The sequence below is a fragment of the Aeromonas finlandensis genome (genome assembly GCF_000764645.1).
GTDB lineage: Bacteria > Pseudomonadota > Gammaproteobacteria > Enterobacterales > Aeromonadaceae > Aeromonas > Aeromonas finlandensis.
This window is the reverse complement of sequence record NZ_JRGK01000309.1, coordinates 47948-69946: the sequence shown is the minus strand read 5'-3', so window position 1 is coordinate 69946 and position 21999 is coordinate 47948. Positions and strand designations below refer to the sequence as shown.

Sequence of the window (21999 nt, the reverse complement as noted above, 5' to 3'; positions counted from 1 at the left end):
TTCAAATTGTTAAAGAGCGTCACGCTTGTCGCGTTGAGGAGGCGCATATTACGCCCCTCACTTCGAAAGTCAAGCGATTGTTTTCGCTTTTCTTTCGGCGCCCACTTCACTAGGAAGCTGGCTCATCAGTTTGGCGTGTTCCGCCGTGCTGGTAGGGGCGCATTATAGGGAGCCGCGCTGGGATGACAAGGGCTTTTTGCAAAAATGCGTTCGTTTGCTGAAAAAGCGAACTGAACACCCCAAAACAGCCCCTTGGCACCTCTTTTACGCCGCTTTTTTGCTCAACTCTTCGCTTTGTGCCCGGATATAGTTGACCCAGCTGGTTGCCTTCTGCTGCCAGTTATCCTGTTGCTGCAGCTCACTGGCCAGTTCCAGCGCCTGGGCATACTGCTCCTTATTAAGGTGTGCCTGCACCAGCAATGCTTTGGCACGATTGCCTTGCTCGCCTTTCACCGACTTGATGGCAGCGAGCTGGGTCATGGCGGCATCTGTCTTGCCCTGTTGCAGCAGCAGTTCGGCGGCGCGCATGGCGGCTTTGGGCTGACCATGCTGGTTGGCCAGCTGTTGCCAGCTATCGACCGCTTGTGACCACTCCCGGGCACCTTCCCACAATTGGGCCAGCAGTAGGCGGTTTTCAGCACTTTGCTTCATCTGTCCCTTGGCCATGGCAGCTTCCAGCAGACGGGCACCACGATAAGGCAGCCCTTGCCAGGCATAGAGGCGGATCAGCTGATTGCGGGCTGACCCATCATCCATCAGTTTTCTGTCGATGGCTGTCTGCAGCATCGCCAGCGCCTGATCGCCACGTTTGGCGGAGAGGTTGAGCGATACCGCCTGTTGCCACCATTTGCTCTCTGTCGGCTCGTGACGGATCAGCTCGGCCGCCTGATCGGCCGCCACGCCATAACGTTGCTGAGCAGTCAGGGCGGAGAGACAAATGATGGCGGCCTGCTTATGCCAGCCCTTCTTCAACAACTGTTCGCTCTGGCTGGCGGCGTCACCGTACTGCTTGTTGTGGTAATAGAGGCCGGCCAGACGCAGGTGCAAAGCATCATCTTGCTGAAGCGCCAGTGCCGCCTTGTAGCTGGCAATGGCGCCGGACCAGTTGGATTGCTGGGCCTGAATATCACCGCGCAGACGCAGCAGCTGGAGCTGTTGCTGCTCGGGCCACTCTTTATAGGCAAGGGCCTGTTCAACATAACGGCTCGCCTGGGCGGTCTGTTGCAGATTGGCCGCCAGCGAGGCTTGCAACTGCGCCAGCCAGGCGCGCTCGGCATCGCTATTTGGCTTGAGGCCGGATGCCTTGCTCTGGGCTTCTTGCCACAAGCCAGATTGATAGAGCTTCATCACCGGTTCAAGCTGACGGGAGAAGTGGGGGCTGACCTCCATCGCCAGACAGGCTTGGCCGACCAGGGCTAGCAGACAGATCCAGATCCGCAACATAGTTATGACTCCAGTTTGAATTTGAGCGTGATGACTTGCACCAGCTTGTCGGTGGCGCCCGGTCTCGGCTGATAGCGCCACTTATTGATCGCCTGAATGGCCGCCCGCTCGAACTGACGCTTAGGTCTAGCCTCGACCACTTCCACATCCTGCACGCCACCTTCGGCATTCACGCTAAAGCGCAGGGTGACGAATCCTTCGATCCCTGACTGCTGGGCGCGATAGGGGTAGACCGGCTCGATCCGTTGCAGCGGCATCAGCATGTCACCGACCCCGATACCCTCCCCCTGCTGCTGGCCGTGGTAGTTGCCACTCAATACAGGTGCGGTACTGGTCGCCACACCGGGAGCATAGACCTGCACCGCGCTGAGGCTGGAGACCAGATCCAGACTCGGCTCAACGGCTGACAAGGGGGCCGCTGCGGGCATCGGCAGCGGTGTCGAGGCCAATGCCGCGGGAGGCTCTGGCAGCGGCTCGGGTTCCTGCGGCACCGGGCGCTCGCGCACCTGCACCTCGGTCACCTCGTTCTGCATGTTGATGACGATGGGCTTCTGTTCGCTCGCCACCTTCTCGCCCCGGGGTGGTTCAACCAGCGTGGCCATGAACAGCAGGATGCCCAGACTGAGGGCAATCCCCAGCCCCAGGCTCATCAGCTTGTATTTCATTTCGGCGCCACCGCCACGGCGATATTGGCGATACCCGCCGCCTTGGCCTCATCCATCACCCGCACCACCTTGCCGTGGGGCACCCGCTCGTCAGCCTGGATCACCAGGCTGGCATCGGGCTGCTCCGCCAGCAGACGGGCGATGGTGGCCTGTACCCGCTCAACATCGATCTGCTTGCGGTCGAGGAAGATCTGACCCTGAGCCCCGATCGCCAGCATGATGCTGGAAGATTTCTGCGCCTTGGCCTGACTGGCCTGAGGTCTGTGTACCTCGAGCCCGGCTTCGCGCACGAAGGAGGTGGTGACAATAAAGAAGATCAGCATGATGAACACGATATCCAGCATGGGGGTCATGTCGATCTGCACTTCGTCACGCTGGCGTTTGGATTGCCGTCTCATTGCATTACCTTCTCTTCTCGCAGACCGTCCCGGGTCTTGGCCAGCGCACGCTTGGCCTGACTCTCGAGCCGACTGAGTAACAACACGCCGGAGAGCGCCACCACCATGCCAGCCATGGTGGGGATGGTGGCGCGGGAGATCCCCCCCGCCATGCTCTCCGGGTTAAAGCGATTGGCCGCGGCCAACGCATCGAATACGCCGATCATGCCGGTCACTGTGCCCAGCAACCCCAGCATGGGGCAGAGCACCACCAGGGTGCGGATGAAGATCAGATGACGGTTCAATTCCAGCTCCGCCTGCGCCAGCCAGCGACTACGGATCGCCCGGGCGTGCCAGCTGTGGCGCTCGCTGCGTGCCTGCCAACGGCCGAGCAGCTGTTGCTGCAACGGGCCGAAACCCAGATTGAGGTAGAGCAGCCGCTCGATCATCAAAATCCACATCAGCACCAGCAGGGCCAGAATGACCCAGAGCACCGGGCCGCCACGGCCCATGAAGCTCTGCAGCTGTTGCCAGATGTCGAGCATCATGCTGCTCGCTCCATCCCGCCGTTATTGCTCTCGGCGCGCTCGGCCAGAATGCCGGCCACCTGCTGCTCCAGTACATTGGAAAGCTCGGTGAAGCGGGATTGCAGCAGGCTGTGGGCCAGGATCAGCGGAATAGCCGCAACCAGACCCTGTACCGTGGTGACCAGCGCCATGGAGATGCCGCCCGCCATGATCTTGGGATCGCCAGTGCCAAACTGGGTGATGGCCTGGAAGGTGCCGATCATCCCGGTTACGGTACCGAGCAGACCCAGCATGGGGGCGATGGCCGCGATCACCTTGACCATGCCGATGCCGCGCTCCATACGAGGAGTCTCCTGCAGGATTGCCTCATCAAGACGCAGCTCGAGGGTCTCCATGCTCAGCTCGGGGTGTTTGTCCGCCACCGTCAGCACCCGGCCGAGGGCATTGTCTGCATGGTACTCGCCGCTCTTGAGCTGGCGACGAACCCGCGACAGTTCGCGGGAGAGGCTCCACAGCCGTACCGCCGCAATTCCCAGACCGATAGCGGCCAGCAGCACGATAATGGCGCCGACCTGACCACCCTGTTGTACCTGCTGCCAGAAGGTGGGCGCCTGTGCCAGCATCGCCAGCAGAGTGCCATGAGAAGGATCCAGCGGCAGCGTTTCCCCTTCCTGACCCTGATAAGCGGCAACGGCAGAGAGTACGCTACCGGGCAGACCCAAGACTGGACTCAAGCCTTCGGCGGTCGGCTGCAGGAAGCCGTCGCTTCCCAGCAGGGCAAAGCAGCCAACCCGGGTCAGCGGCTGCTCGCTGGCAGCCCCCTGGGCATTGAGCACCTTGCTGTTGAACTGGGCAATCCGGCCAGATTCGCGGATCTCTTGCAGCAGAGTGGCGGGCAGCAGGGCGAGAGCAGCGCGATCCGGCACCTGTTTATCCTGTGCCATGGCTTTCAGCGGGGCGAGACGCTCCGGGTACTGGCCCTCGACAGCGGATTCGCTCAGCAGCTTGACCGCATCGCTGGCGCCCTGACGGGTGACCGCGAAGATCTCGTTCATGTCGCCGGAGGCTTGCTCCCACCGGGCGTTAAGCTCGACCAGCTGCTTCTCGTTGCTGGCAAACTTGCCAGCCAGCTCCTTGCTCAGGCGCTGGGCCTCGGCCAGTCTGGCGCGGGCAGTGCCGAGCTCCCTGGCAACGGTCGCCAGATCTTGCTGAGCCTGCTGTTCGCGAGCCTGTTCCTGCTGCTGCCACTCATCATTGGCGACAGCGGCGTTGGCACCGCAGGAGAGGGCAATAAGGAGGGGGAACCACTTCATGGTGACTCTCATGATTGGGCCTCCTGACTGCGGCTGACAGAGAGGGGAACATTGAGCAACTGGGGAACTTTCTTGTCGGCGGCCACATCCATCGCCTCGGCGATGGGGGAGAGCCACTGGCTGTCGAGGGCTTGCCACTGCTTCGCCTCGGCAGACCAGCGCCATGCCTGACTGCGATCGGCAGTCATCGCCAGCAGGGAGACCCGACCCAGCGCCAGCACATCAACCCGACGCGGTGCACCATCCAGCTCCAGCTCGGCGGAATAGCTGTCCATCCGGCTGCCATATTCGGCCTCGATCTGATAGGCCTGCAGCAGCTGACGGAATTTCTCAGCCTCGCTCACATCCGCGCGGGCCAGCGTCGCTTTCAACTGTTCAACTCGAGCCAGACGATCTTCCTTGCGCAGCGGGATGTCGTTTTGCACCAGCTGTTCCAGATCGGCCTGCATCTGCAGCATCAGCGGGATCAAGCCCTGACGGGTCTCTTGCACAGCTTCCAGCTGTTGGCTCAGTTTACCCAGCTCATTTTGCTGATCGGCCACCAGAGATTGCATGTAGCGGTTGTAGGCGTCGAGGTCGCGCAGTTGCAGCTGGGCATTTTGCAGCTCCAGTCGTGCGGCAACGGCGGCATCGGCGGCTTTTTCTACCCGCTGCTGGGAGGCTTTCCCGGCAGCTATGCTGTTCTTGAGGGCGGGAGCAACCAGCTCATCCCCGATAGCAGCAAAGTGGACTGACAGTGGCAGCAGGGCCACACCCCATAACTTGTTCATGGAATTACGTCTTATTAATGATAACTATTATCATTATCTCAAATGGAGTGCGGGCTGGCAACGAGAGGATTTTCTTGGCCTTTATACACAAAAACAGGATAATTTTTAAACACGCACGGAATAAGTGGCCCCAATAGCCACCACACAAATATAAATAACGAGAAAAATCTTTTCGATCAGTGTGATAGAGATCGAAAAAGGAGAAAGTCATGCTCAACGATGCGATCTGGGAACATATAGACAAGTTCACCAAGGCAACAAAAACCAGCGACATCCAGCAACTGCTTGAGCGCTTCAGTCATCAAATGGGCTTTGATTACTTCCGACTGCTGATTATTTTTCCCATCAGCATGCAGAAATCCCACGTGGCACTGTTCAATAACTGTCCGACCACCTGGTTTGACGCCTATAGCGAAAACCAGTACCTGACCCAGGACCCTGTGGTCTATCTGGGGCTAAAACAGACCCAGCCGATCTTCTGGAACAAGCTCGACTGCGATTCGCCCTGGCTGCCCAGCGCCAGCCGCGACGTGATGAATCTGGCGGCCGATTTCGGGGTACGCAATGGAGTCTCCTTTCCGCTGCACACCCCGCAGGGGGAGCATGGCATTTTGTCATTCATTACCAAGGAGAAATCCAACTCCGACCTGATGTTTGAAAATGTCCCGCTACTCTCGTTCTGCGCCAGCTACATCTTCAACTCCGCACTGCAACTAATCAAAAGCAGACCAGACCTGATGAAGTACCTGACCGAACTGTCGGATCGGGAGAAGGAGTGCCTGTTCTGGGCCAGCGAGGGCAAGACCTCCTGGGAGATCGCCACCATCCTCGGTATCAGTGAGCGGACGGTCAACTTTCACCTGACCCAGGTGACCAACAAGACCGACTCGAAGAACCGCAGTCAGGCCATCGCCAAAGGGATCACCAGCGGCATCATAGTGCCCTCCCTCGACGAGGTGACCATCACCAACCTGCGGCTGTCGTAACCCCCCAGCAGCAACAAAAAGAGCCGCAATTGCGGCTCTTTTTCATTTCAGAAAGTGACTTATCAGATAGTGACTTACTCAACGGTCACTGATTTCGCCAGGTTGCGCGGCTGGTCCACGTCGGTCCCCTTGATCAGGGCGACATGGTAGGAGAGCAGCTGCAGCGGCACGGTATAGACGATGGGAGCGATCACCTCTTCCACATGGTTGAGGTTCATGACCCGCATGGTCTCGTCGCTCTTGAAGCCGGTATCGGCATCGGCGAACACGTAGAGAATACCGCCACGGGCGCGCACCTCTTCCACGTTGGACTTGAGCTTCTCCAGCAGATCGTTGTTTGGCGCCACCACAATGATGGGCATCTCGGCATCGATCAGCGCCAGCGGGCCATGCTTCAGTTCGCCAGCAGCATAGGCTTCGGCATGGATGTAGGAGATCTCCTTAAGCTTGAGCGCACCTTCCATGGCGATGGGGTACTGGCTGCCACGGCCGAGGAACAGGCTGTGTTGCTTGTCGGCAAACTCTTCGGCCAGGGTTTCGATATCCTTGGCCAGCGCCAGACTCTCTTTAATACGCAGCGGCAGGGCTTGCAGCGCCTTGACCAGTTCGGCTTCGGCGGCAGCGCTCAGGTGGCCACGGCAGTGACCGACCGAGGCCACCAGCATCAGCAGCCCAGCCAGCTGGGTGGTGAACGCCTTGGTGGAGGCCACACCGATTTCGGCACCGGCACGGGTCATAAAGGCCAGATCCGATTCACGCACCAGCGAAGAGCCCGGCACGTTGCAGATGGCCAGCGAGCTCATGTAGCCGGACTCCTTGGCCAGACGCAGCGCCGCCAGGGTATCGGCGGTCTCGCCACTCTGGGAGAGGGTCACCAGCAGGCTGTTGGGGCGCACTACCGATTTGCGATAGCGGAACTCGGAGGCGATCTCCACATCGCAGGAGACGCCAGCAATCTCTTCAAACCAGTAGCGGGCTACCATACCGGAGTGATAGGAGGTGCCGCAGGCGACGATCTGCACGTGCTCGACCTTGTCAAAGATGGCGCGCGCGCCGTTGCCGAACGATTCGACCACCACGTGATCGCTGCCCAGACGCCCTTCCAGAGTGTTGGTGATCGCTTTGGGTTGCTCGTGGATCTCCTTGAGCATGTAGTGACGGTATTCGCCCTTGTCACCGGCATCGTGGGAGAGCTCGGACTCCTGCTCTTCGCGCACCACGGCGTTGCCGTTGGTATCGAAGATGCTCACATCGCGGCGGGTCACTTCGGCCACATCACCCTCTTCCAGAAAGATGAAACGGCGGGTCACCGGCAGCAGCGCCATTTGGTCGGAGGCGATAAAGTTCTCACCGATGCCACGGCCGATTACCAGCGGTGAACCGGAGCGGGCAACCACCACGCGGCTGTCGTCGCGGCTGTCCATCACCACGGTACCGTAGGCACCGCGCAGCTGCTTCACTGCAACCTGCATGGCGGCCAGCAGGCTACCGGCGCTCTTCAGCTCGTGATGGACCAGATGAGCAATCACCTCGGTGTCGGTGTCGGAGCTGAACACATAACCCAGCCCTTGCAGCTCGGCCCGCAGCTCTTCGTGGTTCTCGATGATGCCGTTGTGCACCACCACGATATGCTCGGAGACGTGGGGGTGGGCGTTGCGCTCGGAGGGCTCGCCGTGAGTGGCCCAGCGGGTATGGGCGATGCCGGTACCGCCGTGGACGGACTGCTCGTCAAGCGCCTTGGCCAGCTCGGCCACCTTGCCCAGACGGCGAACCCGCTGCAGCGGCTGGTTGGCGCTGAACACGGCCACACCGGCAGAGTCATAACCGCGGTACTCCAGACGGCGCAGGCCCTCTACCAGAATTTCAGCCACATCACGTTGGGCGACAGCCCCGACGATGCCACACATACACTTCTCCTTGAGATACAAATCGTAAAGTCAGTTGGATGGTTCAGAGCTCGATGTCAGCAAGTGACCGGGGCGCAGATAAGCGTCACCCCTTGGGCTTGAATCTGTTCTCTGGCCTCGCTGGCCAGCCCCTCGTCAGTCACCAGGGTATGGATGCTCGACCATGGAAGTTCGAGATTGGGGATCTTGCGGCCGATCTTTTCCGACTCGACCATCACAATGACCTCCCGCGACACCTCGGCCATCACCCGCGACAGGCCCACCAGCTCGTTGAACGTGGTGGTGCCACGCTCCGGGTCGATGCCGTCGGCACCGATAAAGAGCTGGTCGAAGTCGTAAGAGCGCAGCACCTGTTCCGCCACCTGCCCCTGAAAGGATTCGGAGTGAGGGTCCCAAGTGCCACCGGTCATTAACAGGGTAGGCTCATTTTCCAGCTCGCGCAGGGCACCGGCCACATTGAGGGAGTTGGTCATCACGATGAGGCCGCGCTTGTTGCCCAGCATGGGGATCATTGCGCTGGTGGTGCTGCCGCTGTCGATGATGACGCGGTTGTGGTCACGCAGCCGTTCAGCTGCCGCACGGGCAATGGCTAACTTTCGGTTCGAAACTTGTTCGGGGTTGACCTCAACCACCATCTCGCTCGGCAGAGGGACCGCGCCACCGTAACGGCGCAGCAGCAGGCCGCCGGTCTCCAGTACGGCCAGATCTTTACGGATGGTCACTTCGGAGGTAGAAAAGTGTTTGGCAAGGGCGTCGACACTCACTTCACCCTGCTCTTGTACCAGGGTCACTATGGTGTGGCGGCGTTGTTGAGTATTACGTTTGGTCATTTTTAAGTTTCGATTCGAAAGAACATCGAAATATTAGCCCCTTTTTCGGAAAAATAAAACAGCAAATAGGATCCGATTTGGTTCGATGCCAGAATGGGGGGCCAATTTGCGACGAGGATGCCATGCAAAAGAGAGTCATCTGGCTGGTGGAGGATGAGGCCAGCATCGCCGACACCCTGATTTACGCCCTGCAGACCGACGGCTTCGAGGTGGAGTGGTTCATGCTGGGCCAGCAGTTGCTGACACGACTGGAACAGACGCGACCCGACTTCCTGATCCTCGATGTGGGGCTGCCCGACATCAGCGGCTTCGAACTCTGCAAGCAGGTGAGGGCGCTGACCGACATTCCCCTGATGTTCCTCACCGCCCGCAGCGAGGAGATTGATCGGCTGATCGGGCTGGAGATCGGTGCCGACGACTATGTGGCCAAACCTTTCTCGCCACGGGAGGTGTGCGCCCGGGTACGAGTCATCCTGCGCCGCAGCCAACCCGTTGCTCCCCAACCCAGCGCCCTGCTGGTGCTGGATGAGGAGCGAGCCCGCATCCATTTTCGCGGCCAGCCGCTGGCCCTCACCCGCTACGAATATCTGCTGCTCAAGACCCTGATGCAGGCGCCGGGCCGGGTCTACTCCCGCCAGCAGTTGATGGATCTGGTGTGGCAGGATGCGGAAGAGAGCCTGGATCGCACCGTCGATACCCATATCAAAACCATCCGCGCCAAGCTGCGCGAGCATGATCCCGAGGCCAACCTGATCCTCACCCATCGCGGGCTGGGCTACAGCCTGGAGCTGGCATGAGACTAGGACTGCAACTGCTGTGCGGCCTGCTGCTGATCTTCGCGCTGGCCGCCTGGTTCGTGCTGGAGATCTTCGTCGAGGAGATAAAACCCGGGGTGCGCAGCGCCACCGAAGATACTCTGGTAGACATGACCCAGCTGCTGGCACCGCTGGCGCTCGATGATCTGCAGGAGGGCAATATGATGAACGGGCGGCTGGCCAGCGCCTTCGCCCGCCTCAACCAGAATCCCATCAATGCGATGATCGACGGCCATCTCAAGCAGCAGGCGGAGTACCGCATCTATGTGACTGACCGGCAGGGCATGGTGATTTACGACTCCGACGGTACGGATCTGGGCAAGGATTATTCGCGCTGGAACGATGTCTACCGCACCCTGCGTGGCCAGTATGGCGCCCGCAGCACCCGCACCGATCCCGATGATGCCGCCAGCTCGACCATGTATGTGGCAGCGCCGCTGCGGGAAGGAGCCGAGATCATCGGCTCCCTCACCGTCGCCAAACCCAATCGCACCCTGATGCCCGCCATCGAGCGGGGGGAACAGGAGCTGCTGCGGGCCGGCGGCCAGATGCTGCTCATCTCGCTGCTGATCGGCAGCCTGCTGGTGTGGTGGCTCAACCGCGCCATCGGCAAGCTGGTGCACTATGCCGACTCGGTCAGCAAGGGGGAGGCGGCACCGCTGCCACGGCTGCACACCGTCGAGCTGGATCGGCTCGGCCGCTCGCTTGAGACCATGCGCCACCAGCTCGATGGCAAAAGCTACATCGAAGCCTATGTGCACAGCCTGACCCACGAGCTGAAGAGCCCGCTGGCCGCCATTCGCGGGGCAGGGGAGATTTTGGCCGAAACGCCGCCTCCCGAAGTCGCCAAACGCTTTATCGGCAACATCAATCTGGAAACCGCGCGCATGCAGCAGCTGATCGAGCGAATGCTGCAACTGGCGCGGCTGGAGTCGGGGCAGGGGCTGGATCGCCAGTCGGTGGAACCGGCAAAACTGGGCAAGCGCACCCTCGATGCTCGCCAGATCATCGCCCAGCGCCGTCAGGTGGCGCTGGTAGCCGAGCTGGCCAGCGCGCCGAAACAGAAGTGGGACCCGCTGCTGGTGGAGCAGGCCATCGGCAACCTGCTGGATAACGCCATCGACTTCTCTCCCGCCTACGGGCTGGTCACCCTGAGCGGCAGCCAGCAGGAGGAGGGCTACTGTTTTCGGGTCACCGACAGCGGCCCCGGCATTCCCGACTACGCCCTGCCGCGCATCTTCGAGCGCTTCTACTCGCTGCCACGCCCGGACAAGGGCAAGAGCAGCGGTCTCGGGCTCAGTTTCGCCCATGAAGTGGCCCACCAGCATGGCGGCCGTCTGACCCTGAGCAACCGGCCAGAAGGGGGCGCGCTGGCCGAACTCTGGCTGCCGTTCACCTAGTCACCTCCCCGCAACTTCACATTCACCACACAAAGCGGCGTTAAACTGCCGCCTTATCTTATTGATTAGCCTCATCCATTTGCTCAAGGAATGATTATGTCCCGCCTGCTTCTCTCCAGCCTGCTGGCTACCGGTCTGCTCGCAGCCCTGCCAGCCTCCGCCGCCAGCGGCTGCTTTCTCTATGCTGACGGCAACGGCCAGACCCTCTCCAGCGAAGGGGACTGCTCCAGCCAGCTGCCGCCCGCGTCCACCTTCAAGATCCCGCTGGCGCTGATGGGTTACGACAGTGGCTATCTGGTGGATGAAGAGCATCCGGCGCTGCCCTACAAGCCGAGCTACGATGGCTGGCTGCCCGCCTGGCGCGAAACCACTACCCCGCGCCGCTGGGAAACCTACTCGGTCGTCTGGTTCTCCCAGCAGATCACCGAATGGCTGGGGATGGAGCGCTTCCAGCAGTACGTCGACCGTTTCGACTACGGCAACCGGGATCTCTCCGGCAATCCGGGCAAGCATGACGGCCTGACGCAGGCCTGGCTCAGCTCCAGCCTCGCCATCAGTCCGGAGGAGCAGGCCCGCTTCCTCGGCAAGATGCTGAGCGGCAAGCTGCCTGTCTCGGCGCAGACCCTGCAGTACACCGCCAATATCCTCAAGGTAAGCGAGATCGACGGCTGGCAGATCCACGGCAAGACCGGCATGGGCTACCCGAAGAAGCTGGATGGCAGCCTCAACCGCGATCAGCAGATCGGCTGGTTCGTCGGCTGGGCCAGCAAACCAGGCAAGCAGCTGATCTTCGTCCATACAGTGGTGCAGAAGCCCGGCAAGCAATTCGCCTCCCTCAAGGCGAAAGAAGAGGTGCTGGCCGCCCTGCCCGGAAAATTGAAAACTCTGTAATTCACCCAGAAACCGGCGTAATGCCGGTTTTTTTATCCCCCTTCACCACCACTTCACACAAGCCCATCACCCCTTCACACCGGGCAGACAGACTCGCTCCATCCAACAAGGAGACGTGTCATGGTCAAACAGATATTCACCCACAAGATCTTTCTGCTGCTGTTGCTCAGCCTGCTGTTGATGGTGCCGGTGCAATCCATCATGGAGCTGAACCGGGAGCGTCAGGCTTACCGCAGTCAGGCCATTCACAGCATCATGGCCAGCAGCAGTGGCCCGCAACGGCTGATGGGGCCGGTTATCGTGCAGCCCTATACCCGTTCGGTGACGGTCGAGCAGGATGGCAAGCGCTTCGTCCGTCAGGAGCAGCTCTACCGCTACCTGCTGCCAGAGCAGCTGGATATCAAGGCCAACATGGAGGTCACCCCGCGCAAGCTGGGCATCTATCAGGCACAGGTCTACCAGACCCGGCTCACCCTCTCGGGCCGCCTGCCTACCCGACAGAGTCTGCTGGATAACGCGACCCTACCGCTTGATGAAGCGGCCGAGCTGGTGGCGGGCAAACCCTACCTGAGTCTGGTGCTCTCCGATGCCCGCGGCATCAACAGCGTCCCTGAACTGCAGCTCGGCACACAGCAGATCCCGTTTGCCCCCGGCGCCCGCCTCGGTGACGCGCTGGCGGGTATCCATGCCCCGCTCGACAGCCTGCCGCAACAGGATGGCACCTTTCATCTGGAGCTCAATCTGCAGGGGATGAACGCCCTCGACATAGTGCCGCTGGGCAAGGAGAGCACCCTGCTGCTGGCGGGCAACTGGCCCCATCCCAACTTTATCGGCGACTTTCTGCCGGGAAGTCGCACCCTGAACTCGCAAGGGTTTGAGGCCAACTGGCAAACCAGCTGGTTCGCCAGCGACATGGAGACCCGCTTCAACCGGATGATGAACGGGGGCGATAGCAATCTCTCCACCTTCAGCGTCAGTCTGGTGCAGCCGGTGGATCACTATCAGCTCAACGAGAGGGCGGCCAAATATGCCCTGCTGTTTATCGGCCTCACCTTTATCAGCTTCTTCATGTTCGAGCTGCTCAAGGGGCTGCGGGTCCACCCGATCCAGTACGCGCTGGTGGGCATGGGGCTGGCCATCTTCTATCTGGTGCTGCTGGCTCTGACCGAACACCTCGGCTTTGGCTGGGCCTATCTGGTGGCCGCACTGGCCAGCGTGCTGCTCAACGGCTTCTATCTCAGCCATGTGCTGGGCGGCCCGAAGCAGGGGATCGGTTTCGCGGCGCTGCTCGGGCTGGTCTATGCCATCCTCTACAGCCTGTTGCAGGCTGAAGAGATCGCCTTGCTACTCGGTGCCCTGCTGCTGTTCGCCACCCTGGCGCTAATCATGATGCTGACCCGCAAACTCGACTGGTATCAGGTGATGGACTACAGCGCTCCCACCACCACATGGGCGGCCCCCCAGTCATCGACCAGTGACACCAGCCATCAGTCATAAGCAAAAAAAACCGGCGCCATCAGGCGCCGGTTCTATTTTATTGATCGGGCATCACTTCTTCTTGACCGGGCGAGCCCAGTTTTTGATGTGACGCTGGGGCACCCGGGTGATCACCAGCTCATTCTCGGCCACATCCTTGGTGATGGTGGAACCCGCCCCCAGAGTCGCCCCCTTGCCGATACGCACCGGCGCCACCAGCTGGGTATCGGAACCGACGAATACATCATCTTCGATGATGGTCTGGAACTTGTTCACGCCATCGTAGTTGCAGGTGATGGTACCGGCACCGATATTCACCTTGGCACCCACCTCGGCATCACCCAGATAGGTGAGATGACCACACTTGGAGCCAACCCCCAGACGGGCCTTCTTCATCTCGACGAAGTTGCCGACATGGGCATCCTGCTCCAGCACAGCACCTGGGCGCAGACGGGCAAACGGGCCGACCGAGCACTGATCCGCCACCTGAGCACCTTCAACGATGGAGTAGGGCTTCACTTCGGTGTGATCGCCAATGACGCAATCCTTCAGCACGGCACCGGCACCGATGCGGACGTGGTTGCCGAGGGTTACCTTGCCTTCGATGATGACGTTGACGTCGATCACCACCTCTTCACCGATCTCAAGAGTACCGCGCAGATCGAAGCGAGCCGGATCGATCAGGGTGACACCGGCGATCATCAGCTTCTCGGCCTGCATCTGCTGGTAGCTGCGCTCAAGGGCAGCCAGTTGCACCCGGTTGTTGGCCCCTTCCACCTCGGCGGCGCGCTCCGGATGGACCGCAGCGATCGGGCAGCCATCGGCGTGCGCCATGGCGATCACGTCGGTCAGGTAGAACTCGCCCTGAGCATTCTTGTTGTCCAGACGAGAGAGCCAGCTGCGCAGCTGACCGCCGTTGGCCACCAGCACACCGGTGTTCACTTCGCGGATGGTCAGCTGCTCGGCGTTGGCATCTTTCTGCTCGACAATACCGACCACCTGACCGTTTTCACGGACGATGCGGCCATAGCCGGTGGGGTTGTCCAGCACCACGGTCAGCAGCGCCATGCCATCGCTTGCCTTGGCAGACAGTAGTCGTTGCAGGGTCTCTGGCTGGATCAGCGGGGTATCACCGTAGAGCACCAGAACGTCGTCTTCATCCTTCCAGAACGGGATGGCTTGGGCAACGGCGTGACCGGTCCCCAGCTGCTGCGCCTGCAGCACCCAGTTCACGTCGGCCGCCACGATCCGCTCTTGCAGCAGCTCGGCACCGTGGCCATAAACCAGATGCAGCTGCTCGGCACCGACCTGACGGGCGGTATCGATCACATGGGAAACCATGGGTTTGTTGGCTACCGGGTGCAGCACCTTGGGCAGAGCGGAACGCATACGGGTACCTTTACCCGCAGCCAGGATCACGACGTTGAGGGACATAAATTGGCCTTTGGAACATGAGAAATACTCGGCGGAGTCTATCGAACGGGTAAAAAAAAAGCGACCCGAAGGTCGCTTTTTACATCACCGTTATTAGCGGTAATTCTTTTTGACGATATCAATGACTCGCAGTTGAGCCATCGCCTTGGCCAGCTCGGTGGCGGCCTGGGCGTAGTCGATATCACCATGGGAGCTGTGGATCCGCTCTTCGGCTGCGCGCTTGGCTTCCTGGGCTTTCGCCTCATCCAAGTCATCAGCACGAATCGCAGTGTCCGCCAGCACGGTCACGGATTCAGGTTGTACTTCCAGCATACCGCCGGAGATGTACAGCACCTCTTCAGTTCCGTTCTGCTTCACCAAGCGGACCAGGCCCGGCTTGATGGCAGTCAGCAACGGAGCATGACCGTGGCGGAGACCCAACTCACCTTCGGAGCCTGATACCTGAGCAGTTTGCACGCGACCGGAAAACAGTTTTCCTTCGGCGCTCACCACATCCAGGTGAAAGGAGATCATCTCTGCCATGGGCCCTCCTGTCGAGGCTTACAGTTTCTTGGATTTCTCGACGACTTCGTCGATACCGCCAACCATGTAGAACGCCTGCTCGGGCAGATCGTCATACTCGCCTTTCAGGATGCCCTGGAAACCACGGATGGTCTCTTTCAGCGGCACGTATTTACCCGGAGAACCGGTAAACACTTCTGCTACGAAGAACGGCTGGGACAGGAAACGCTCGATCTTACGGGCACGGGCTACGGTCAGTTTGTCTTCTTCTGACAGTTCATCCATACCCAGGATGGCGATGATGTCCTTCAGCTCTTTGTAGCGCTGCAGTACGGTTTGAACGCCACGAGCGGTCTCGTAGTGCTCTTTGCCAACGACCAGCGGATCCAGCTGACGAGAGGTAGAGTCCAGCGGGTCAACGGCCGGGTAGATACCCAGTGCCGCGATCTGACGGGACAGTACAACGGTCGCATCCAGGTGGGCGAAGGTGGTCGCCGGAGACGGGTCAGTCAAGTCATCCGCAGGAACGTAAACGGCCTGTACGGAGGTGATGGAACCAGTCTTGGTGGAGGTGATACGTTCTTGCAGAACCCCCATCTCCTCGGCCAGGGTCGGCTGGTAACCTACTGCGGAAGGCATACGGCCCAGCAGTGCGGATACTTCAGTACCGGCCAGGGTGTAACGGTAGATGTTGTCCACGAAGAACAGCACGTCACGACCTTCGTCACGGAACTTCTCGGCCATGGTCAGGCCGGTCAGCGCAACGCGCAGACGGTTTCCGGGCGGCTCGTTCATCTGACCGTAAACCAGAGATACTTTGTCCAGTACGTTGGACTCCATCATCTCGTGGTAGAAGTCGTTACCCTCACGGGTACGCTCACCTACACCGGCGAATACAGAGTAACCACTGTGTTCGATCGCGATGTTACGGATCAGCTCCATCATGTTTACGGTTTTGCCTACACCGGCACCACCGAACAGACCAACTTTACCACCCTTGGCGAACGGGCATACCAGGTCGATAACCTTGATGCCGGTCTCCAGCAGATCGTTGCTGTTGGACTGATCTTCGTAGCTGGGGGCAGCGCGGTGGATAGACCAGCACTCTTCTTCACCGATCGGACCTTTTTCGTCGATTGGCTCGCCCAGTACGTTCATGATCCGACCCAGAGTCGCAGTACCGACCGGAACCTGGATGGATTTACCGCTATTCACTACTTCCAACCCACGACGCAGACCGTCGGAGGAGCCCATGGTGATGCAACGAACGACGCCGCCACCGATCTGTTGCTGAACTTCCAGCACCAGACCCTGGCCTTGACCTTCGCTAACGACCTTCAGTGCATCGTACACCTGGGGCACGGCATCCTGCGGGAACTCGATGTCCACCACAGCGCCGATGATTTGGACGATGAAACCGTTACTCATGTCAAATCCTCTAAACCTTTGATAACCCTTGCCTTACACCGCAGCAGCACCGGATACGATCTCTGTCAGCTCCTGGGTAATACTGGCCTGACGGGCCTTGTTGTATACCAGTTGCAGATCGTTAATCAGGTTACCGGCGTTGTCAGTCGCGGCTTGCATGGCAACCATTCGGGCTGCCTGTTCACTTGCCAAGTTTTCCACTACTCCCTGGTACACCTGAGATTCAACATAGCGAATCAACAGAGTATCCAGCAGCTTCTTGGGATCCGGCTCATAGAGGTAATCCCAGTGGTGTTTCTTGGCGAGCTTGCTGTCTTCAGTTACGGGCAAAGGCAGCAGTTGATCGACCCGTGGTTGCTGCACCATGGTGTTGACGAACTTGTTGTACACCAGATACAGCTTGTCAATCTCACCGTTGTCGTAAGCCTTCAGCATGACCTTGACTGAACCAATCAGGTCATTGACGCTCGGGTTATCGCCCAGTCCTGCGACATGAGCTTTCACCTTGGCGCCGTGCCGTTCAAAGAAGTTGGAGGCTTTGTTACCGATCAGTGCCAGGTCAACCTTGGCACCTTTCGCGCTCCATTGCTTCATATCATTGAGGGCAGCCTTGAACAGGTTGATGTTCAAACCGCCACACAGGCCACGGTCGGTGGAGACGACGATGTAACCCACTCGCTTGACCTCACGTTCGATGAGGTAGGGGTGCTTGTATTCCAAGTTCCCCTGAGCGATATGGCCGATCACCTTGCGCATGGTTTCAGCGTACGGACGGCTGGCAGACATGCGTTCCTGCGCACGGCGCATTTTGCTTGCTGCCACCATTTCCATAGCGCCGGTGATCTTCTGAGTGTTTTTCACACTCCCGATCTTGTTACGTATCTCTTTTGCGCCGGCCATCTCTTACTCTCCATCAGGTGGCAGCTCGCGCTGCCACACACGCTTACCAGGTCTGGGTTGCCTTGAAGTCATCCAGCAACGCAGTCAGCTTGCCAACGATCGCGTCGTTGTAATCGGCCTTGGCATTGATTTCAGCCATCAGCTCGGCATGCTGGGTATTGGCGTAAGAGAGCAGAGCGGCTTCGAAGTCGACGATCTTGTTCAGCTCGACATCGGAGAGATAGCCTTTCTCGGCGGCGAACAGCACCAGAGACTGGTGAGCCACGCTCAGCGGAGAGTACTGCTTCTGCTTCATCAGCTCGGTAACTTTCACACCGTGGTCCAGCTGCTTGCGAGTCGCATCGTCCAGATCGGAAGAGAACTGGGCGAATGCCGCCAGTTCGCGATACTGGGCCAGTGCGGTACGGATACCACCGGACAGCTTCTTGACGATCTTGGTCTGAGCAGCACCACCTACACGGGATACAGAGATACCCGGGTCAACCGCCGGACGAATACCGGAGTTGAACAGCTGTGAAGTCAGGAAGATCTGACCATCGGTGATGGAGATCACGTTGGTCGGAACGAACGCAGATACGTCACCCGCCTGGGTTTCGATGATCGGCAGCGCGGTCAGAGAACCGGTCTGGCCTTTCACGGCACCATTGGTGAACTTCTCTACGTACTCGGCGTTAACGCGAGCAGCACGCTCCAGCAGACGGGAGTGCAGATAGAAAACGTCACCCGGGTAAGCTTCACGTCCTGGCGGACGGCGCAGCAGCAGGGAGATCTGGCGATAAGCTACGGCCTGTTTGGACAGGTCATCATAGATGATCAGCGCGTCTTCACCGCGGTCACGGAAGTACTCACCCATGGAGCAACCGGCATACGGAGCCAGGTACTGCAGGGCAGCCGCTTCAGAGGCAGAGGCAACAACCACGATGGTGTTGGCCAGGGCGCCGTGCTCTTCCAGCTTGCGCACCACGTTGGCGATGGTAGAGGCCTTCTGGCCAATCGCAACGTAGACACACTTAATGCCGGAATCTTTCTGGTTGATGATGGTGTCGATCGCGATGGCGGTCTTACCAACCTGACGGTCACCGATGATCAGCTCACGCTGGCCACGACCGATAGGGATCATGGCATCGATGGCTTTCAGACCGGTCTGGACCGGCTGGTCAACAGACTTACGCTCGATAACGCCCGGTGCGATCACTTCGATCGGCGAGAAGCCGTCGTTGTCGATCGGACCTTTACCGTCGATCGGCTGACCCAGGGTGTTCAACACCCGGCCCAACAGACCACGACCTACCGGCACTTCCAGAATACGGCCAGTACCTTTTACTTTCATTCCTTCTGACAGACCGTCATAGGAACCCATAATCACCGCACCGACGGAGTCACGCTCCAGGTTCAATGCCAGAGCGTAGCGGTTGCCCGGCAGCTCGATCATCTCACCCTGCATGGCATCAGCCAGGCCGTGAATACGAATGATACCGTCGCTCACAGAGACGATAGTACCTTCGTTACGCGCTTCGCTCTTTACATCAAACTGCGCAATGCGCTGCTTGATCAGCTCGGCGATTTCAGTGGAATTCAGTTGCATGCTCTAATACCCCAATCAAGATTGCAGCGCGTCAGCCATGCGATCCAGCTTACCGCGGACTGTGCCGTCGATTACCAGATCACCGGCCTTGATGAGCACCCCGGCCATCAAGGACGCATCGATGCTGCAATTCAGCTTCACTTTGCGCGCGAGACGTTGTTCCAGAGAAGCCTGAATATTGGCTTTCTGCTGGTCGGTCAGTTCGATCGCCGAAATCACGTCAGCCTGAACCTCTTTATCCAGTTCAGCTTTGAACGCTACAAATTCAGCAACGACCGCCGGCAGCACACCCAAGCGACCATTCTCGGCCATCACCCGGATCAGGTTCTGGCCATGCACGTCGAGTTGCTCACCGCAGATACCGACAAACAGTGTTGCCAGCTCTTCGGCAGCCACAGAGCCGTTTACCAGGTTGTGCATGGTCTCGTTTTCCGCTACTTGCGCAGCGAAACCGAGCATACCCAGCCACTGGTCAACCGCCTTGTGCTCAACGGCAAACTCGAAAGCAGCCTTGGCGTAGGGGCGAGCGATTGTAGTCAGTTCAGACATAGCCCCGTTCCCGTTACAGTTCTGCTACCAGTTTGTCGACGATGTCGCTGTTGGCAGCCTGGTCGATTTGACGCGCCAGGATCTTCTCTGCACCAGCAATGGCAAGAGCAGCAACCTGCTTACGCAGTTCTTCTTTGGCACGATGACGTTCAGCTTCGATCTCGGCACGGCCCTGAGCCAGGATTTTTTCCCGCTCAGATTGGGCACCAGCGGCAGCTTCATCAATGATCTGGGCTTTACGTTTGTTAGCCTGTTCAATGATTTCAGCAGCCTGCAGCTTGGCTTCTTTCAGCTGATCGGTGGCGTTGGCCTTGGCCAAATCCAGATCTTTCTTGGCACGTTCGGCAGAAGAGAGACCGTCAGCAATAGCTTTCTGACGGGCTTCGATGGCAGCAATCAGCGGCGGCCATACGTACTTCATGCAAAACACTACGAAGAAGAAAAAAGCAATTGCTTGGCCGAGGAGGGTGGCATTGATATTCACAGCCGATGTCCTCTTAAGTTAGTTAATGGGTTATGCCTGGAGAGTCGCAACGACTTAGCCAGCAACCGCAAACATCACGTACAGACCCAGACCAACGGCGATCATCGGGATCGCATCCACCAGACCCATTACGATGAAGAACTGGGTACGCAGAACAGGGATCAGATCCGGTTGACGAGCAGCACCTTCCAGGAACTTACCACCCAGGATACCGATACCGATGGAAGCACCGATAGCAGCCAGACCCATCATCATTGCAGCAGCGATGTACAGCAGGTCCATGTTCAAGTTTTCCATGAGGATCTCCAGTTATTTAGATGTAATTGATTGTATAAAAAGGATTATTTGAGTTGCATCAATTATGGTCTTCCTGCGCCATCGACAGATATACGATGGTCAGAACCATGAAAATGAATGCCTGCAAAGTGATGATCAGGATGTGGAAAATTGCCCAAGGCACGGACAGGATCCACTGTGACCACCAGGGTAACAAACCAGCAATCAGGATAAAGATCAGTTCGCCAGCATACATGTTGCCGAACAGTCGAAGACCCAGAGAAACAGGTTTGGAAATCAGCGTAACAGTTTCCAGGATGAGGTTAACCGGGATGGCCGCCGGGTGGTTGAAAGGCTGAAGCGTCAGCTCCTTCACAAACCCGCCGATACCCTTGACCTTGATGCTGTAGTACAGGATCAAGAAGAACACGCCCAAAGCCATGGACATGGTGATGTTAACGTCAGCAGAGGGAACCACACGCAGATAGGGAATACCCATCAATTGTGCAGCGTGAGGGATAAAGTCAACGGGGATCAGATCCATGAAGTTCATCAGGAAGATCCACACAAACACCGTCAGCCCCAAAGGTGCGATGACCTTGTTGCGACCGTGAAAGATGTCTTTGACGTTACCATTCACAAACTCGACCAGCATCTCCACAAAGCACTGCAGCTTACCCGGCACACCGCTGGTAGCGTTAACGGCTACTTTGCGGAACAACAGGATAAACAGGGCGCCTAGCACGACGGAAAATACCATTGAGTCGATATTGACCGTCCAGAACCCGGACCCGACTTGAAGGTGGGTCAGGTGGTGGGAGATATATCCCTGAGGAGTCAGGACTTCTCCGGTTGCAGACATGAGTTTTCCTAATAGTGGTTGTTAAGCGTGAATGAAACCATCCACTGTACAACGAGGGCGAGGATATAAGTGGCGAAAAACGAGACGGTAACGACCTCGACTCCCGCACTGGACAACAAGGCAAACAGACCTGCGGTCGACATGAGCTTAATCCCAGCCCCACCATAAAAGTCCCGCAAAACCAGACCCACACTCTCGGTTGTCACCTTGCGGCGCAGCACCCAGACAGTGAACAAGGCTTGAGGAACCCAGTACATCCCCCCTCCGTAGAGGGCAGAATAACCGGCGCTGGCACCAGTCAGGTAAAACCAGACGGCACTCATCGCCAGGATCAGGATGAGCTGACAAACGAGCATAACCAAGGCCAGTGTCAAACCTTCCAAGGCTAATTTCTGTTTCACCAACCTACCCCTGAACATTACAGAACTGTAAAAAATCGGGATCCGAAAACCCCATGTTAACAGCTCTTAAAGCCGGTCAAATTATACCCTTGAAGGCAGCTATTGCAATATGACAAAAATCCTTAATTTTTGCGGCTTTCAGCGGCAAATCAAGGTTATGGCCATATCAAAAGGAATGG

At 58.6% G+C, this 21999-nt stretch carries 23 protein-coding genes; 5 read left to right on the top strand and 18 right to left on the bottom strand.

Features of this window, described 5'->3' with window-relative positions; translation table 11 throughout:
* Positions 1–264: 264 nt before the first annotated feature.
* The 6 genes from LD28_RS0119485 to LD28_RS0119460 are packed head-to-tail and all read right to left on the bottom strand — an operon-like array spanning position 265 to position 5095.
* Entirely contained in the window at positions 265–1443 is a 1179-nt protein-coding gene (locus LD28_RS0119485) for a tetratricopeptide repeat protein (protein WP_033138563.1), read from the bottom strand.
* A gap of 2 nt (positions 1444–1445) precedes the next feature.
* On the bottom strand, positions 1446–2108 hold the full coding sequence (locus LD28_RS0119480) for an energy transducer TonB (protein ID WP_033138562.1): 663 nt from the start codon (positions 2106–2108) through the stop codon (positions 1446–1448).
* The gene (locus LD28_RS0119475; protein WP_005339369.1) at positions 2105–2506 is read right to left on the bottom strand and encodes an ExbD/TolR family protein; all 402 of its coding nucleotides are present in this window, start codon (positions 2504–2506) and stop codon (positions 2105–2107) included. The genes LD28_RS0119480 and LD28_RS0119475 overlap by 4 nt, the downstream gene beginning before the upstream one ends.
* Positions 2503–3033, bottom strand: a complete 531-nt coding sequence (locus tag LD28_RS0119470; protein ID WP_005339367.1) for a MotA/TolQ/ExbB proton channel family protein — start codon at positions 3031–3033, stop codon at positions 2503–2505. The genes LD28_RS0119475 and LD28_RS0119470 overlap by 4 nt, the downstream gene beginning before the upstream one ends.
* The gene (locus tag LD28_RS0119465; protein ID WP_033138561.1) at positions 3030–4337 is read right to left on the bottom strand and encodes a MotA/TolQ/ExbB proton channel family protein; all 1308 of its coding nucleotides are present in this window, start codon (positions 4335–4337) and stop codon (positions 3030–3032) included. The genes LD28_RS0119470 and LD28_RS0119465 overlap by 4 nt, the downstream gene beginning before the upstream one ends.
* Positions 4334–5095 carry a DUF3450 domain-containing protein gene (locus tag LD28_RS0119460; RefSeq protein WP_033138560.1) on the bottom strand — a complete coding sequence of 254 codons (762 nt, stop codon included), beginning with the start codon at positions 5093–5095 and terminating at the stop codon, positions 4334–4336. The genes LD28_RS0119465 and LD28_RS0119460 overlap by 4 nt, the downstream gene beginning before the upstream one ends.
* A gap of 209 nt (positions 5096–5304) precedes the next feature.
* Here LD28_RS0119460 and LD28_RS0119455 point away from each other — a divergent pair, with 209 nt between their 5' ends.
* Positions 5305–6081: a helix-turn-helix transcriptional regulator gene (locus tag LD28_RS0119455; protein WP_033138559.1), complete on the top strand. Its 777-nt coding sequence runs from the start codon at positions 5305–5307 to the stop codon at positions 6079–6081.
* A 74-nt stretch (positions 6082–6155) separates the two neighbouring features.
* Here the strand turns inward: LD28_RS0119455 and glmS are convergent, their stop codons facing one another.
* Entirely contained in the window at positions 6156–7988 is a 1833-nt protein-coding gene (gene glmS, locus LD28_RS0119450) for a glutamine--fructose-6-phosphate transaminase (isomerizing) (RefSeq protein ID WP_033138558.1), read from the bottom strand.
* Positions 7989–8044: 56 nt separating this feature from the next.
* Positions 8045–8818: a DeoR/GlpR family DNA-binding transcription regulator gene (locus tag LD28_RS0119445; protein ID WP_005355851.1), complete on the bottom strand. Its 774-nt coding sequence runs from the start codon at positions 8816–8818 to the stop codon at positions 8045–8047.
* A 122-nt stretch (positions 8819–8940) separates the two neighbouring features.
* On the opposite strand from LD28_RS0119445, the gene blrA reads away from it, so the two are divergent.
* The 4 genes from blrA to creD all read left to right on the top strand — a co-directional run bounded on the left by blrA (position 8941) and on the right by creD (position 13421).
* Positions 8941–9615 (top strand): beta-lactam response regulator transcription factor BlrA, encoded by a 675-nt coding sequence (gene blrA, locus LD28_RS0119440; RefSeq protein ID WP_033138557.1) that lies wholly within the window; start codon positions 8941–8943, stop codon positions 9613–9615.
* On the top strand, positions 9612–11033 hold the full coding sequence (gene blrB / locus LD28_RS0119435; RefSeq protein WP_033138556.1) for a beta-lactam sensor histidine kinase BlrB: 1422 nt from the start codon (positions 9612–9614) through the stop codon (positions 11031–11033). The genes blrA and blrB overlap by 4 nt, the downstream gene beginning before the upstream one ends.
* A 96-nt stretch (positions 11034–11129) precedes the next feature.
* On the top strand, positions 11130–11924 hold the full coding sequence (blaOXA, locus tag LD28_RS0119430) for an OXA-12 family class D beta-lactamase (protein WP_033138555.1): 795 nt from the start codon (positions 11130–11132) through the stop codon (positions 11922–11924).
* A gap of 120 nt (positions 11925–12044) precedes the next feature.
* Complete coding sequence (creD, locus tag LD28_RS0119425) at positions 12045–13421, top strand: cell envelope integrity protein CreD (RefSeq protein WP_033138554.1); 1377 nt, start codon at positions 12045–12047, stop codon at positions 13419–13421.
* A 51-nt stretch (positions 13422–13472) separates the two neighbouring features.
* Here creD and glmU read toward each other — a convergent pair whose 3' ends face one another.
* The 10 genes from glmU to LD28_RS0119375 form a co-directional block, all read right to left on the bottom strand.
* Complete coding sequence (gene glmU / locus LD28_RS0119420) at positions 13473–14834, bottom strand: bifunctional UDP-N-acetylglucosamine diphosphorylase/glucosamine-1-phosphate N-acetyltransferase GlmU (protein ID WP_033138553.1); 1362 nt, start codon at positions 14832–14834, stop codon at positions 13473–13475.
* Positions 14835–14927: 93 nt separating this feature from the next.
* Complete coding sequence (locus LD28_RS0119415) at positions 14928–15356, bottom strand: F0F1 ATP synthase subunit epsilon (RefSeq protein WP_005342354.1); 429 nt, start codon at positions 15354–15356, stop codon at positions 14928–14930.
* Between the two features lie 18 nt (positions 15357–15374).
* Positions 15375–16763 carry a F0F1 ATP synthase subunit beta gene (gene atpD, locus LD28_RS0119410; RefSeq protein ID WP_005342353.1) on the bottom strand — a complete coding sequence of 463 codons (1389 nt, stop codon included), beginning with the start codon at positions 16761–16763 and terminating at the stop codon, positions 15375–15377.
* 33 nt (positions 16764–16796) lie between these two features.
* Positions 16797–17663 (bottom strand): F0F1 ATP synthase subunit gamma, encoded by an 867-nt coding sequence (gene atpG, locus LD28_RS0119405; RefSeq protein WP_033138552.1) that lies wholly within the window; start codon positions 17661–17663, stop codon positions 16797–16799.
* Between the two features lie 43 nt (positions 17664–17706).
* On the bottom strand, positions 17707–19248 hold the full coding sequence (gene atpA / locus LD28_RS0119400) for a F0F1 ATP synthase subunit alpha (protein WP_033138551.1): 1542 nt from the start codon (positions 19246–19248) through the stop codon (positions 17707–17709).
* Positions 19249–19263: 15 nt separating this feature from the next.
* Complete coding sequence (gene atpH / locus LD28_RS0119395) at positions 19264–19797, bottom strand: F0F1 ATP synthase subunit delta (protein ID WP_033138550.1); 534 nt, start codon at positions 19795–19797, stop codon at positions 19264–19266.
* A 13-nt stretch (positions 19798–19810) separates the two neighbouring features.
* Entirely contained in the window at positions 19811–20281 is a 471-nt protein-coding gene (gene atpF, locus LD28_RS0119390; RefSeq protein ID WP_005339336.1) for a F0F1 ATP synthase subunit B, read from the bottom strand.
* 54 nt (positions 20282–20335) lie between these two features.
* Complete coding sequence (gene atpE / locus LD28_RS0119385; RefSeq protein ID WP_005307205.1) at positions 20336–20578, bottom strand: F0F1 ATP synthase subunit C; 243 nt, start codon at positions 20576–20578, stop codon at positions 20336–20338.
* 58 nt (positions 20579–20636) lie between these two features.
* Positions 20637–21419 (bottom strand): F0F1 ATP synthase subunit A, encoded by a 783-nt coding sequence (atpB, locus tag LD28_RS0119380; protein ID WP_033138549.1) that lies wholly within the window; start codon positions 21417–21419, stop codon positions 20637–20639.
* 8 nt (positions 21420–21427) lie between these two features.
* Entirely contained in the window at positions 21428–21838 is a 411-nt protein-coding gene (locus LD28_RS0119375; RefSeq protein ID WP_033138548.1) for an ATP synthase subunit I, read from the bottom strand.
* Positions 21839–21999 lie beyond the last annotated feature (161 nt).